This window comes from Shinella zoogloeoides (genome assembly GCF_022682305.1).
Taxonomy (GTDB): Bacteria; Pseudomonadota; Alphaproteobacteria; order Rhizobiales; family Rhizobiaceae; genus Shinella; species Shinella zoogloeoides_B.
Window position 1 is genome coordinate 1,240,367 of sequence record NZ_CP093528.1, and the last position, 13,690, is coordinate 1,254,056.

At 65.0% G+C, this 13,690-nt stretch carries 12 protein-coding genes; 4 read left to right on the forward strand and 8 right to left on the reverse strand.

Translation table 11 applies throughout. The features are described from left to right. Positions 1-12 precede the first annotated feature (12 nt). From MOE34_RS06380 to MOE34_RS06395, 4 genes are all read right to left on the reverse strand, one after another. Entirely contained in the window at positions 13-1,260 is a 1,248-nt protein-coding gene (locus MOE34_RS06380) for an O-antigen ligase family protein (RefSeq protein ID WP_242222005.1), read from the reverse strand. Further along, on the reverse strand, positions 1,257-2,807 hold the full coding sequence (locus MOE34_RS06385; protein ID WP_242222007.1) for an undecaprenyl-phosphate glucose phosphotransferase: 1,551 nt from the start codon (positions 2,805-2,807) through the stop codon (positions 1,257-1,259). Before MOE34_RS06385 ends, MOE34_RS06380 begins: the two co-directional genes overlap by 4 nt. Positions 2,808-2,884: 77 nt before the next feature. Beyond that, entirely contained in the window at positions 2,885-4,051 is a 1,167-nt protein-coding gene (locus MOE34_RS06390) for a glycosyltransferase family 4 protein (protein ID WP_242222009.1), read from the reverse strand. A gap of 5 nt (positions 4,052-4,056) precedes the next feature. Beyond that, positions 4,057-4,632 carry a polysaccharide biosynthesis/export family protein gene (locus MOE34_RS06395; protein ID WP_160784807.1) on the reverse strand — a complete coding sequence of 192 codons (576 nt, stop codon included), beginning with the start codon at positions 4,630-4,632 and terminating at the stop codon, positions 4,057-4,059. Positions 4,633-4,836: 204 nt separating this feature from the next. On the opposite strand from MOE34_RS06395, the gene MOE34_RS06400 reads away from it, so the two are divergent. Continuing rightward, a complete protein-coding gene (locus MOE34_RS06400) occupies positions 4,837-7,080 on the forward strand; it encodes a GumC family protein (RefSeq protein WP_242222011.1) in 2,244 nt (747 codons plus the stop codon). Here MOE34_RS06400 and MOE34_RS06405 read toward each other — a convergent pair. Both MOE34_RS06405 and MOE34_RS06410 read right to left on the reverse strand, forming a co-directional pair. Further along, positions 7,077-8,315 (reverse strand): GNAT family N-acetyltransferase, encoded by a 1,239-nt coding sequence (locus MOE34_RS06405; RefSeq protein WP_242222012.1) that lies wholly within the window; start codon positions 8,313-8,315, stop codon positions 7,077-7,079. The two genes, MOE34_RS06400 and MOE34_RS06405, sit on opposite strands and share 4 nt — an antisense overlap. A 144-nt stretch (positions 8,316-8,459) precedes the next feature. Beyond that, positions 8,460-8,678, reverse strand: coding sequence for a DUF2842 domain-containing protein (locus tag MOE34_RS06410; protein WP_160784804.1), 219 nt, complete (start codon positions 8,676-8,678; stop codon positions 8,460-8,462). 245 nt (positions 8,679-8,923) lie between these two features. Here MOE34_RS06410 and MOE34_RS06415 point away from each other — a divergent pair, with 245 nt between their 5' ends. Further along, positions 8,924-10,015: a COX15/CtaA family protein gene (locus MOE34_RS06415; protein WP_242222015.1), complete on the forward strand. Its 1,092-nt coding sequence runs from the start codon at positions 8,924-8,926 to the stop codon at positions 10,013-10,015. 4 nt (positions 10,016-10,019) lie between these two features. Here MOE34_RS06415 and MOE34_RS06420 read toward each other — a convergent pair whose 3' ends face one another. Together MOE34_RS06420 and argC are read right to left on the reverse strand one after the other, a co-directional pair. Beyond that, a complete protein-coding gene (locus MOE34_RS06420; protein ID WP_242222017.1) occupies positions 10,020-10,862 on the reverse strand; it encodes an aminoglycoside phosphotransferase family protein in 843 nt (280 codons plus the stop codon). Next, a complete protein-coding gene (gene argC, locus MOE34_RS06425) occupies positions 10,859-11,791 on the reverse strand; it encodes an N-acetyl-gamma-glutamyl-phosphate reductase (RefSeq protein WP_242222019.1) in 933 nt (310 codons plus the stop codon). The genes MOE34_RS06420 and argC overlap by 4 nt, the downstream gene beginning before the upstream one ends. A gap of 219 nt (positions 11,792-12,010) precedes the next feature. On the opposite strand from argC, the gene MOE34_RS06430 reads away from it, so the two are divergent. Then, on the forward strand, positions 12,011-12,844 hold the full coding sequence (locus tag MOE34_RS06430) for a hypothetical protein (RefSeq protein WP_242222021.1): 834 nt from the start codon (positions 12,011-12,013) through the stop codon (positions 12,842-12,844). After that, on the forward strand, positions 12,736-13,686 hold the full coding sequence (locus MOE34_RS06435) for a sulfatase-like hydrolase/transferase (RefSeq protein ID WP_242222022.1): 951 nt from the start codon (positions 12,736-12,738) through the stop codon (positions 13,684-13,686). The genes MOE34_RS06430 and MOE34_RS06435 overlap by 109 nt, the downstream gene beginning before the upstream one ends. Positions 13,687-13,690 lie beyond the last annotated feature (4 nt).

Sequence of the window (13,690 nt, forward strand, 5' to 3'; positions counted from 1 at the left end):
TCCCAGCGGTCGTCATGGGGTACCGGAGGTGGATGCTGCTTGCCGGTTGTGACGCCGCTCGAGCGCGAGACACCCCCAGATGACACCCATCAGCAGGTAGAAGTGACGCCAGTGGTCGGTGTCGATGACGAAGCCGATGGCGCTGTGGCCGACGATGGTGATGAAGGCGATCATCAGGAACGGCTGCCATGGCCGGTCGCGCAGCAACACCTTGAAGGCGGCCGAGAGCGTCCAGACGATAAGCGTCAGATAGGTGAGGAAACCGAGCCAGCCATAGGTGGTCAGCGATTTGAGGTAGATGTTGTGCTCGTCCTCCGGGAACATCTTGCTGAACACCATGGGGCCGATGCCGAGCGGCCGTTCCATGGCCATCAGGAAGCCGATGCGGTGGCGCTCGAAGCGGCCGAGATGACCGCTGTCATAGTCCTGAACGAGCTGGGTGCGGCTGGTGAAGAGGCTGGAAACCTTCTCGAACTGCAGCGCTACGATCAGCGCGAGGATCATCAGGCCGACCGCCGAAAGGCTGAGAACGAGGATTCTCAGACGGAAGGCGCCTGTGCGCTCCTTGAGCAGCATGACGAAGACGAGCGCGACGATGCAGAAGAGATAGAGCGCCCAGGCCGCGCGGGAGAAGGAGAGGAAGACGCCGAGCGCAAGGATGAGGAGACCGATGAGCTTGAGTGGCGCGGCGAGGATACGGCCGGCAAGCAGGCCGTGCACCAGATAGAGCGACGGAGCGATGAGGAAAGGGCCGAAGACGTTCGGGTCCTGGAAGGCGCCCTTGGCGCGGTCGTAGAGCGTGAAGGCCTCGGCGCCCGGAAAGGCGTGGAAGTAGCCGAGGATGCCGAGGAGCGAGGTGATGAGCGCGCTCGCCACCCAGGCCCGGAAGATGAGTTCCAGCCGGGCGGGCCTGGCCTCGATGATCGCGGCGAAGAACACGCTGGACAGCGCCAGGAACAGCGAGACGGCGATATACATCGGCCCGCCGGCGAGATCGTCCATCACCGTCAGCGAGAGCATGCCGCCGATATTGAACAGCACGTAGAGGATGAGCAGCGGCGCGACGCCGCGCGAGATGCGCAGGCCCACGATGGCCCACAGGCCGATGAGGCCCGCCATGAAAAGCTCATAGGGCGCCGGCTCGCTGATGACGAAGCCCGACAGGAACACGCCCGTCGTCACCAGCAGGGAGCCGATGATGCCGAGAGCCGCGAGCTGCGGCCGGAAAGACGGGGTGTAGGGGAGGGCCGCGTCGCTCAATAGGCGTTTTCCGTATTGAGCAGGCGGATCGGTGTCAGGAACAGGATTTTCAGGTCCAGCCAGAGCGACCAGTTCTCGATATAGTAGAGGTCGAACTCCGTGCGGAAGCGGATCTTGTCGTCATGGTCGATCTCGCCGCGCCAGCCGTTGATCTGCGCCCAGCCGGTGACGCCGGGCTTGACGCGGTGGCGGGCGAAGTAGCCGTCGACCACGTCGACATATTTGCGGTCGTGCGATTGCGCCTCGACGGCGTGCGGGCGCGGGCCGACGAGGGAGAGCTGGCCCTTCAGCACGTTGAAGATCTGCGGCAGCTCGTCGATGGAGGACTTGCGCAGGAAGCGGCCGACGCGGGTCACGCGCGGATCGCCCTTCGTTACCGCGGCGCGCGCCGTCGGGTCGGAAAGATGCGTGTACATCGAGCGGAACTTGTAGACCTCGATGATCTCGTTGTTGAAGCCGTGGCGCTTCTGCTTGAAGATGATCGGCCCGGGCGAGGAGAGCTTGACCGCGATCGCCGCGCCGATGAACACCGGCCAGAGCAGCGCGAGCGCGACGATGCTGAAGAAGATGTCGAAGATGCGCTTGGCGACATTGTCCCAGTCGGCGATGGGCTTGTCGAAGATGTCGAGCATCGGCAGGCTGCCGACCTGCGAATAGCTGCGCGGACGGAAACGCAGGCCCTTGGCATGTGCGGCGAGGCGAATGTCGACCGGCAGCACCCAGAGTTTCTTGAGCAGCGTGAGGATGCGTGTCTCGGCCGACAGCGGCAGCGAGATGATCAGCATGTCGATGCGGGCAAGGCGTGCGAATTCGACGAGTTCGGCGACGTTGCCGAGCTTGGGGTAGCCGGCGATGATCGAGGGCGAGCGGCGCTCGTCGCGGTCATCGAAGATGCCGCAGATGCGGATGTCGTTCTCCGGCTGGTGTTCCAGCGTGCGGATCAGCTCCTTGGCCGGCTCGCCGCCGCCGACGATGACGGCACGCCGCTCCATCGTGCCGTTGCGCGCCCAGCGGCGGATGGCATAGGCGAGCACCTGCCGCTCGATGATGAGAAAGACGGCGCCGGCCGCGAACCAGGAGGCGAACCAGACACGGGAATAGTGGCCGCCTGATTTGAAGAAGAAGAGCGCGAGCGCCATGGCCGCGAAGGCGGCGGCCCAGGCTGCCAGGATACGCGGCGTCATGCGCAGCGGCGAGCGGAGCGCGGGGACCTGGTAGGCGTCGGCAAGCTGGAGCAGCACGATGCCAAGCCCCGCGCCGCCGACGAGCACCGCCACGTAGAGGGCCCGCATGCTTACATCGAGATAGAGCGCGTGGATGATATAGCCGAGCGTGACCAGCGCCACGAACTCGCCGAGGCGCAGGAGGCCCGTGATCATGGCCGGTGAATAGGTATCCTCGCGGAATTGCTGCGCAATCTTGCGGGCAAGCGGATTGAGCTCGACCTCGTTGTCGCCGGCGTCGTCGGGCGTGCTGGTCCGGCTTTCGGAGATCTTGCGCCTGAAGGCTTCCGGATCGAAGGAGTCGGATTTGTCGACATGGTTCATGGCATGCACCTAGGGAGCTTTCCCCGGGGATAGCATGAAGGCCCTAAGAAACGTTTACGGGGCGGGGGCGCGGACGTTCAGGAAGGGTATCGCTTTCCGCCGCTCTGGCCGGCCAGCACCTCGCGGTAGAGTGCGAGAAGGGAACTCGACATGGCCGAGGCGGAGAAGGTGCTCTTGAAGGCGGCCGGTTCCGGCATGACCTTGCGCAGCCAGCCCGGATCGCTGACGGCCTGCGCCATGACGGCGGCAAGCGAGCGGACGTCTCCCGGCTCCGTGAGCGCGATGCTGTCGCGGCCGAGCACCTCGGGAATGCCGCCGACGCGGCTGGCGATGACCGGCTTGCGGGCGGCGAGCGCTTCCAGCACGATATAGGGCATGGCCTCGGCACGGGAGGGCACGACGACATTGTGGGCGAAGGCGAAGGCTTCGCGCGCCCGCATGGACGGCATGAGGGCGATGCGCCGGCCGAGGCCGAGCTGCAGCATCATCTGCTCGTATTTGCCCTTGTCCGGCCCGTCGCCGACCATCAGGGCCGAGAGCGGTCGGCCGACGAGGCGCTCGGCCTCGGCGAAGGCGTCGATGAAGATATCCGGCCCCTTCAGGTCGCGCAGCATGCCGATATAGAGGAAATCGACGGCGTCCTCGCTGGGGTAGACCGTATCGAAATCGCGGTCGTGGATGCCGTTGTAGATGCGTTCGGCGCGTACGCGTGGCTGGCCGACGCGACTGGCATAGGCCTCCTGCTCATAGTCGCAGACGAAGGTGAGCGCGTCGCCGAGCGGCTGGAGAAGTCGCTCGGCCGTCAGGATCGCCAGTCCCGCGGCCGTGCGGTTGGTGTAGTGCAGGCTGCCGCCATGCGGCGAATAGAGGCGGGCTACGCGATACCTGTTGACCCGCAGGGCTGAGCCGATGAGCCGGGCAATGGCGCCACCCTTGGCGCCGTGCCCGTGCAGGACATCCGGCTGCAAACCTTTTATTTCACGATAACTTTCCCGGAAGGCGCCGAAATCCCGCGGGCTGATGGACCGGCTGATCGGCAGGCGCACGAGACCGAGAGGAAGATAGGGGCGGATTTCATCGAACAGCGAATCCTCGAATGAGCCGCCCGTAAGACTGTCGCAGATGATGCCGACGTCATGGCCCGCCTTCACATGGAATTCGGCAAGGTCCCGCACATGGCGGAAGATACCGCCGATGGGAGACCGGAAACAATGAATGATGCGCAGAGGCCCATCGTCCGCCATGGTGCTCAGAACAGCCGTTCGCGGACATAGATCGTGTCGCCGGCCAGGATCGGGTCGGAGATGGAGACGCGGCCCGTGACGATCTTGCCGTTGATCTTGCGGGTCACGTCGACGTCGCGCTGGTTGGCGCGCGGCGAGAAGCCGCCGGCGACCGCGATGGCGTTCTGGATCGTCATGCCGGCCACGTAGCTGTACTGCCCGGCCTGGCCGACCTCGCCCATGACGTAGATGGAGCGGTAGCGGTCGACCTCGATGGAGATGTCGGGATCGCGCAGATAGCCCTGGCGCAGCTTAGCCGCGATGGCGCCTTCGAGTTCCTGGAGCGTCCGGCCGCGCGCCGGCACCGAGCCGATGAGCGGGAAGGCGACATAGCCGGCCTGGTCGACCGTGTAGGTGTTGCTGAGGCCCGGCTGTTCGAAGACCGTGATGCGCAGGCGGTCGCCGCTGTCGAGGCGATAGGGCTGGATCGTCGCCTCGTGGAAGGCCTTGGGGGCGGGGCGGTAGCCGCTGCAGCCGGAAACGGCCGGCGCCACCAGCGCGAGCGCCAGCAACAGGCCCTTGTTGAAGGTTGCGAAGCTCATTCGCGTGTTCCATCCCCAAATCAGAAGTCTGGCCGCTGTTATCGATCCGTTAGGGTTAATAGCTGGTAAAAAGTGGCGGGGCGTACACGGAATATTCGCGGCATGGGGGGCTGGCGCGCCCCGCGCCGGCTCCGGCCCGGTTAACACTTGAGTTACCATGTTTGTTTACCGTGCGCGGAAATCATCGTGTTTGGAGTGGGATATATGTCGGGCCTCAACAAGAGCCAGCAGGATGTCGATATCGACCTTGGCGGCCTGTTCGGCGCGATCTGGCGCAATCGCATGCGCGTGCTGCTGGCAACCGCCGCCTGCGCCGGCGTCGCCTTCGTCGGCGCCAGTCTGATCACGCCCCAGTACAAGGGCGAAGCCCGCCTGCTCATCGAGACGCGCGAGCCTGTCTTCACGACGGGGCAGGAGCGGGCGCCGAGCGGCGATGCGCAGACCGCCTTCGATGAACTGGGCATCGCCAGCCAGGTCCAGCTCCTGCAATCGGTCGACCTCATCAAGCAGGTCGCCCGCAACATGAAGCTCTACGAACTGGACGAGTTCGACACGACGGCAAGGCCTTCGGCGATTTCCGACGTGCTCGTCCTGCTCGGCATCAGGAAGAATCCGCTCGACCTGCCGCCCGAGGAGCGCGTGCTGAAGGAATTCGCCGAAAGGCTCACCGTCTACCAGGCGGAGCGCTCGCGCGTCATCGGCATCGAATTCGCCTCGAAGGACCCGGCCCTTGCCGCCGCGATCCCGAACGAGATGGCCAAGGTTTACCTGTCGCTCCAGAGCGGAGCACGGCTCGACACCAATTCGGAGGCGACGCGCTGGCTCGAGCCGGAGATCGCCAACCTGCGCGAGAAGGTGCGCGAGGCCGAGCAGAAGGTCGCGGAATACCGCTCGCAATCCGATCTCCTGCCGACAGGGGAGAACGCGACGCTCGCGGTGCGGCAGCTCAACGATATTTCCACGGAACTTGCCCGCGTGCGCGGCGAGCGCGCCAGCGCCGAGGCGCGGGCGGAGAGCGTGCGCGCGGTGCTGAAGAACGGCGGCGCGCCGGACACGCTGACCGATGTCGTTGGCTCTCAGATGATCCAGCGTCTCAAGGAGAGCGAGGCGCAGATCCAGGGCCAGATTTCGGACCTCTCCACCTCCATGCTCGACGGCCACCCGCGGCTGAAGGGGCTGCGCTCGCAGCTTGCCGGCATAAGGGGACAGATCAAGGCGGAAACGCAGAAGATCCTGTCCAGCCTCGAGAATGAGGCGAAGACGGCAGCCTTGCGCGAAACGCAGCTCACCCGGCAGCTCAATACGCTGAAGGCGAATGCGGCCCGGGCCGGCGAGGACGAGGTCGGACTAAACGCGCTGGAGCGCGAAGCCGCCGCCCAGCGCCAGCTTCTCGAAACCTATCTCGCGCGCTACCGCGAAGCCACTTCGCGCACCGACAGCAGCTCCAGTCCGGCCGACGCCCGCGTTATCTCCGCCGCGGTCCAACCGACGGAAGCCGCTTTCCCGAAGGTGATGCCGATCACCGTCGTCGGGGGCGTCGCCGGTTTCGCGCTGAGCGCCATCGCGATCCTGCTGGCCGAGCTTTTCAGCGGCCGCGCCCTGAAGCCGGTGGGCGGTGCGGCCACCGCGACGTCCTACCGCGAGGAGGAGGACGGGGAAGTGGAGCTTGTCGCCGCCGCGCCGGAGCCGGTCGCCCGCAAGAAGGCGGAATCCCCCGCCGACTATGTTGCCGCGCCGGATATCGAAGCGCCTGCCCGGTCTCTTCTTTCGGATATCGAGTCGGAAGACGTGGACGAGGATGAAAATGAGGATCTTGCCCCGCTGGCTGAGGACGATATGGTCGAGGAGGAGGAGGGCGACTATTCCATTGCGGCCGTCGCCCGGCACCTGATCGAGAACGACATTCCGGTCGTCGTCTCGGTCTCGCCCTCCGGCGACCGCGGCTCGACCGCGACGGTGATGCTGGCCCGCCGCGTCGCGGAGGAGGGCCGCAAGACGCTCGTCATCGACCTGACGGGTTCCGCCTGCCCGACACGCCTGATGGCGCAGTCTGTGCAGCTTCCCGGCATCACGGACCTGCTCGTCGGCGATGCCGCCTTCGGCGACATCATCCACGGCGACCGCCTGTCCGGCGCGCATGTCATTCCGCGCGGCACGGCCAACATCAAGCGCGCCATGCGCGGTATCGATCGTCTGGCGATCGTCGTCGATTCGCTTTCCGATGCCTATGACACGGTGATCGTCGAGTGCGGCCCGGCGGAAGTGGAAGGCGTGCGCCGCCTGACGCGCGGGCAGGAGACGGATATCGTCCTGTCCATTCCCGGTGCCGACGAGGACGACATCGTCGACCTGATCGGCGCTTTCGGCGAGGCGGGTTACAACGAGATCGTGCTGATGACGGGCGAGGGGAACGAGCCGCCCCGCCATCCCGGACGCCGGGCGGCCTAGTCCGCGTCGTCGCCCACATCCGTGCGGCCGAAGCGCAGGCGTTGCAGCAGCGCGTAGAGGCGCGGGTTTCGCTTGATGAAACGCTTGGCGGCGGCTTTCGCCCGGTGTGCGCCGGCCGCTATCCGGCCGGTCGCCGTGACCGGCCACAGGAGATCGTGCTGCGCCGTCTCGATCCTGCACCACGACCGCTTGTAGGGCTGGTCGCCGATGCCGAAATCGAAGAGGCGCGCACCTTCCGCGCACAGCTTCTCGATCGCAAGGTGAAACAGGAAATCGCCCGGGCTGGCATCGGCTGCGACGCCGTCGTCGATGGAGCCGAACTGGCAGATCACGTGATCGCCCTTGCGCGAGAGGCCGGTGACGGCGGCGATATGTCCGGCCTGCGCGCCGGAAAGTCTCAGGGCGTGCAGGCGGAGCGGATAGTCGGCGCCGGAGGCCGGGGTGACGGCGAGCCTGCGAAAGAAGGCGCGCGTCTCCTCGCCGCGAAACACGTCCGGCAGACCCATCGCTTTGAACCGTGCTGCCTTCTGGCTGAAGAAGACGTCGAGCAATGCGAGCGCTTCCTCCGGGGAGGTCGCCACAACATGCTCATAGCCGCCGGCCTCCGTGAGCCGCCGTTCGGAATTGCGCGCCCTCTTGCGCCGCCGCTTGGCGTTGAGCTGCGCCAGCGTCTTCTCGAAATCCTCGAAGAGCGCAAGCTGGAAGGCGGCGTTCTGGTTCAGCACGGCGGGCAGGTCCGCGAACGGGTTCCGCTCGCCGCGCCAGTCGAGCGGCATCTTTTCCAGCAGAAGAAGATCGAAGGACCGGGCAAGGTCTCCGCGCGCCCGTTCCAGCGCCTCGCGTAGCTGCGCCCCGCTTCCCGGAGCGCGGAATTCATCGGTATGGAGGCCGGTATTGATGTTGCTGAAGTCCGTCGCAAGCAGGCGGGCGACGCGCAGCGGGCCGCGGCGCACGATCTCCAGCGGCAGGATGAACTGGCTGCGCCCTTCGCTGACGCCCTCGATGATCATGAGGTCGCAGGCATGGGCCTGCGTCCATGCCCGGCACCAGTCGTAGCTCTGGTGAAGCGAGATGGAGGCGCCGGCCTCCATGGCGCGCCAGCGCTCGGCAAGCGGCTCCATCTGCGTGTGAAGGCGCAGGGTCAGCGGTGCGGCTGGCACATGCGGACAGTCGCCGGCCTCCCGCGAAGCGGGATCGGCAAGCGCGCACTCGGACGCCTCGATCTGCAACTGCATCAATCCCGACCCTTGCCCAGCCAGCGGCCGTGTCATCGCGGCACGACGATAGAGGCCGGGCCTGCAGAATGGTTTAAAGGCCGGCGATGGCCGGCCTGCGGCCCGGTGAATTCGGCCGGTGCGGTTAGCGGTTTCCTAACGCCGCTATTGGCCGCCCGGCTTGCCGGGCTTTTCCATCCACTTGATGATCAGCATCGCCGGCAGGATCCAGAGCAGGCCCGTAGCCGCGAAATAGAGGAGATGGATATACCAGGGCGAGGCCCCGAGCGTGGCGGAGGCGACGGTGGTCGCGACCAGCGCGTAGACGAGCACGAGGATGATGATCAGTACCGTACCGATCAGTTTTCTGAGGCGAGGGGGCATTGTCGGTCTTTCGGTCAATATGGGCGGTCAATACGGGCGGTAAATACGGCGATAAGCATGGGAGGGCAGGGCCGCGACGGCATGCCGCAAAGGTTCGGACCTTGTTTTGCACGGGCCGCTCGGGCAAATCAACGCTGGAGCAATCCGGGCAAGCCCTCTGCGAGCGGTTTTCCGCCAGGATTCCATGCAAAGGATTTGACCGGAACGGCGGCGCGCCCGCCGCTCCGGTGACAGGAGCCGCCAGAATGAGCGCCATGACCGCGACCGCATACCGCAGGGATCACGACACGGACAGGATCGACCGCAACCGCCGGCAGGTGCGCCGCTGGCTGGGCTTCGTGCTGTTCACGCTGTTCGTGCTGGTGCTGGTCGGCGGCGCGACGCGGCTGACCGATTCCGGCCTCTCCATTACCCAGTGGAAACCGATCCACGGCGTCATTCCGCCGCTCACCGCCGCGGAATGGCAGGAGGAATTCGATCTCTACAAGCGCATTCCGCAATACGAGCAGATCAACAAGGGCATGACCGTCGACGAGTTCAAGACGATCTTCTGGTGGGAATGGGCGCATCGCCTGATCGCCCGCTCCATCGGCTTCGTCTTCGCCATGCCGCTTGCCTTCTTCTGGCTGACGGGCCGGATCGAGAGGAAGCTGCGCTGGCCGCTCGTCGGGCTGCTGGCACTCGGCGGCTTCCAGGGCTTCATCGGCTGGTGGATGGTCTCCTCGGGGCTTGCCGAGCGGGTTTCGGTCAGCCAGTACAGGCTTGCCACCCATCTCACCATCGCCTGTCTGATCTTCGCCCTGACGGCCTGGCTGATGCGGGCGCTGTCGCCGCACAGCGACGATGCCCCGCCGACGGACGGCTCGCGCCGCATGGCCGGCATCATCGCCTGCATGGCGATCTTCCAGATCTATCTCGGCGCGCTCGTCGCCGGCCTCGATGCGGGCCTCAGCTACAACACTTGGCCGCTGATGGACGGCGCCGTCGTGCCGGGCGGCCTCTTCCTGCAGCAGCCTTGGTGGATCAATCTCTTCGAGAACCCGAAGACCGTGCAGTTCGTCCACCGCGTCGGCGCCTATGTGCTCTTCACGCTCGCGCTCACCCACATGATCGCCTCGCTGCGCGCGGCTCCCCGAACGACGCATGCCCGCCGCTCCCTCGTGCTCTTCGCGCTCGTCTGTCTCCAGGCGACCATCGGCATCCTGACGCTGGTCTGGCAGGTCCCGCTCACCTGGGCGCTTGCCCACCAGGGCGGCGCGCTGGTCGTGCTCGGCTTCGCCGTCGCCCATTGGCGCGGGTTCTACGGCGAGTATCCGCGGGAGATCGCGGACGGCTGATCCGTCAAGCCTGCTTGAGGACGCTGCGGACGGCGGCGACAACGGCAAGCTCGTTGTCGCGCTCCTCCACGCTGCCGTCTTCTTCGTGCCATGCGGCGGACAGGCAGCCATAGGCGAAGGCGTAGCGAAGGATCGTGCGGATGTCGCGGCCGAGCGTCTCGGCGAAAATGCCGGCCATCGCGGCGATCCGCTCCTCGTTCCGTGTCAGGTCGAAACGGTCGAGCGGATTGGAGAACATGTTGGCGACGTCGAGCGCCGCATCGCCGATCAGTCCCGCCGGATCGATGATCAACCAGCCGCGTGGGCCGTGGACGATGTTTTCGTGGTGCAGGTCGCCATGCAGCGGCTTGATATCCCGCTGGTCGGCGATCAGCGCGTCGGCGACAGCCGCTGCTTCCACATAGGGACTTACACGGCTTTCCCTGCGGTCCTGCTCGGCTTTGCTGAACAGGCTGGCAAAATAGCGCGGTAGCGGCAGCAGGCTCGCGGGTGGCGGCGTCTGTGAAGGATGGTGATATGCCCGCAGGACCTCGGCGGCGATGCGGGTCGCGTCATCGTCGCCTTGGGTTTCCAGGTGATCGCGCAGCGTCGTCTTGCCGGCGTGCTCCATCAGCAGCATGTCGTCCGAGCGGGCAAGCAGCCTTACGCAGCCGAAGCCGTTTCTCCAGGCCAGAAAATCCGCGCCACGCAGGCTGTCTTCCAGGACTTTTGGCTTCAGGTGCTTGACGACCGCGCTCGTGCCGTCTGAAAGCGCCACTTCATAGATGCTTCCGGCGGCGGTATCGGCAAGCGGCCGGGCGCTTTCGATCCGCCATTCAACGGGGAAGGACGGTAATCCGGCCTTCATCCCTTCAGCATCAGGTCCATGTTCTGAACCGCCGCGCCGGACGCGCCCTTGCCGAGATTGTCGAGCAGGGCGACGAGGTTGACATGCGGCGCGCCGGCGGTGCCGAAGACATAGAGCTTCATGCGGTCCGTATCGGCCAGTTCCACGGCGTTGACGCGGGCGAGGTTCGCGCTTTCCTTGAGATCGACGACCTCGACGATATCCTGTCCGGCATAGTGCTCGGCCAGCGCCTCATGGATCGCACCGAGAGAGGCGTGATCGTTGAGATCGGCGAGATAGAGCGGCACCTGCACGATCATGCCCTGCGCGAACTTGCCGACGGAGGGCGAGAAGAGGGGCGCGCGCGCCAGCAGGCCGTGAACCTGCATTTCCGGCACGTGCTTGTGCTTGAGCGGCAGGCCGTAGAGGAAGTGCGGCGCGTCGATATGCTCGGGATGGTCGGCATTCTCCATCTGAGCGATCATCTGCTTGCCGCCACCGGTATAGCCCGAGACGGCATTGACCGTGACTGGATAGTCCTCCGGCAGGATGCCGGCGAGGCGCAGCGGCCGCAGGAGGCCGATGGCTCCCGTCGGATAGCAGCCGGGATTGGCGACGTAGCGGGCACTCGCGATCTTCTTCGGCTGCTCGCGGTCCATCTCGGCAAAGCCATACGCCCAGTCCGGATCGACGCGGTGCGCGGTCGAGGTGTCGATGATCCGCACCTGGTTGTTGCCGGAAACCATGGCGACGGCTTCCTTCGCGGCATCATCCGGCAGGCAGAGGATCGCGACGTCGGCACTGTTCAGCAGGTCTTCGCGCATCTGCGCATTGCGGCGCTCGGCTTCGGGAATGGAGAGCAGCTCGACATCGCTGCGGCCGGCCATGCGCGTGCGGATCTGCAGGCCCGTCGTGCCGTGTTCGCCATCGATGAAGATCTTCGGTTTCATCTGCTGTCCATTTCCGTCGAGGTGGTGTCGTGTGGGCGGCCTGCACGCGCATCCAGGCGCACTGCAAAAGCTTCCTCCCACGCTATAGCCCCGGCTCCGGCCGCTTTCAATGCCGCCGCCGCATTTACCAGTTTCATGAAAGTTATGTGACGGCGCATACCATCGGTGGTATTTCCGGCAAAGGTTCCATCCCGCCGATGCAGACAGGGAAGTATCGTAATGAAAGTCATCCGCCGCTTCGCCGGTATTCTAGTTCACCCTGCGGCGGTATTTGTACTGGCAATCGCATTCGCAGGCATGCTTCGCTATCTTGACAAGCGCGGAGCCTATCTGCCATACACGGCGGCCGTGACGCTGACGCTTGCGGCAATGGCTTATATTGCTTCCAGGCGGCCGATTTTCTCGCTCTATACTGCTGGCGCCGTGACCTTGCTGATCGGGATTGCCTCCAAGGTGAAATTCGACCTCAAGGGCTTTGCGCTTCACTACTACGATCTCGTCTTTACCGGTGGAGACACGAGCGCTCTCGACTTCCTCGTCCGGAATTATGGCTATATCCTCTATATCGGGCTGGCGCTGATCGGCGTGGCGGTGGCGCTTCTTGCCGTTGTCTTCCTCGGCGACAGGCCGCGCGCGCCCCGCTTCCTGTGGCGAGTGGGCCTGGTGCCGGCCTGTGTGGGGCTGGCAATTTTGCTCTTCCCGAAGGCGACGCCTGAAAACCAGGGCTTCATGCCATTTATCGATGGATACAATGCGTCTGCATTCTATTTCTCGTTCGCGGACTTCGATCCGATGGGCAGGAAAGTGAAGCTGGCGGACCATCTCAAGGGAGATATCGGCGAAAGCCTTTCGGGTGCCGCAGACTGTGGCGTTGGGCAAAAGCCGGACGTCATGCTCGTACTCAGCGAAAGCCAGGCGGATCGGCCATCTTCCCGGAACTTGGCTTGCCGGAGGATTTCCGCGCGCTCTTCGCCTCCGACGATGGCAAGGTACGCCCGCTCTCGGTCGAAATTTTCGGAGGCGGCACCTGGGCTACAAACTTTTCGGTGCTGACCGGCCTTTCCCCGACCGATTTCAGTTGGCAGTCGCACTATGTGACGGAACTGATGGAGAACCGTATACGCGGCGCCCTGCCGGAAATGCTCGCGGCCTGCGGCTACCGCACAGTCACGATCATGCCGATGTTCCAGCAGTTCGTGAACGAAGGGGATTTTCTCCGCTCCATCGGGGTTCAGGAGGTTTACGATGCCGCGGCGCTCGGGCTTGCCGGCGTGGGGAACCTCACGGAGGACAGCACCTATTACGACTTTGCCGAAAAACTCATCGCCAAGCATCGGGCGACGGACCGAAGGCCGCTTTTCCTGGCGATCCAGACCATGTTCGCGCACGGGCCTTACGATGCCGCGCCGGATACGCGGGATGCCGGCCTCAAGGCGTTCTCGGATGATCCGCAGGTCGACAACTATCTGCGCCGCGTTCATGCCGCACGCGTCCAGCTTCATCGCTTCCTCGCCGAACGTCAGGCGGAGCCGGGACCACGCGGGACGGTGCTGCTTGAATATGGCGACCATCAGCCGATTGCGACCAAGCCCTTGCTGGAACAGCGCGGCGACCTTCGCCTCGCCGACCTGACGTCGCCGGCCTATCGCACCTTCCTGTCGATCCATGCGTTCGAAACGCCCGTGAACAAGCATCTTTTCGACAAGCCGATGGCGACCGGCTTCCTGGCCGCGACCCTGGTCGAGGCTGCCGGTCTACCGAGTTCGCCCTTGATGCGCAGCCTGGCGGAGCTTCGAAGGGCCTGCGGCGGCAAGTATCACGATTGTCCGCAGCGAGAGCTTGTCGACGCGAATCTCACGATGCGCGCCAATGGCGGCCTGCTCAAGCTCGACTGATGCT

Excerpts from the sequence above, each read along its gene's own strand:
- MOE34_RS06385 (WP_242222007.1), bottom strand. The coding sequence starts at position 2,807 with ATGAACCATGTCGACAAATCCGACTCCTTCGATCCGGAAGCCTTCAGG.
- MOE34_RS06390 (WP_242222009.1), bottom strand. The coding sequence starts at position 4,051 with ATGGCGGACGATGGGCCTCTGCGCATCATTCATTGTTTCCGGTCTCCC.
- MOE34_RS06395 (WP_160784807.1), bottom strand. The coding sequence starts at position 4,632 with ATGAGCTTCGCAACCTTCAACAAGGGCCTGTTGCTGGCGCTCGCGCTG.
- MOE34_RS06400 (WP_242222011.1), top strand. The coding sequence starts at position 4,837 with ATGTCGGGCCTCAACAAGAGCCAGCAGGATGTCGATATCGACCTTGGC.
- MOE34_RS06405 (WP_242222012.1), bottom strand. The coding sequence starts at position 8,315 with ATGCAGTTGCAGATCGAGGCGTCCGAGTGCGCGCTTGCCGATCCCGCT.
- MOE34_RS06410 (WP_160784804.1), bottom strand. The coding sequence starts at position 8,678 with ATGCCCCCTCGCCTCAGAAAACTGATCGGTACGGTACTGATCATCATC.
- MOE34_RS06415 (WP_242222015.1), top strand. The coding sequence starts at position 8,924 with ATGAGCGCCATGACCGCGACCGCATACCGCAGGGATCACGACACGGAC.
- MOE34_RS06420 (WP_242222017.1), bottom strand. The coding sequence starts at position 10,862 with ATGAAGGCCGGATTACCGTCCTTCCCCGTTGAATGGCGGATCGAAAGC.
- argC (WP_242222019.1), bottom strand. The coding sequence starts at position 11,791 with ATGAAACCGAAGATCTTCATCGATGGCGAACACGGCACGACGGGCCTG.
- MOE34_RS06430 (WP_242222021.1), top strand. The coding sequence starts at position 12,011 with ATGAAAGTCATCCGCCGCTTCGCCGGTATTCTAGTTCACCCTGCGGCG.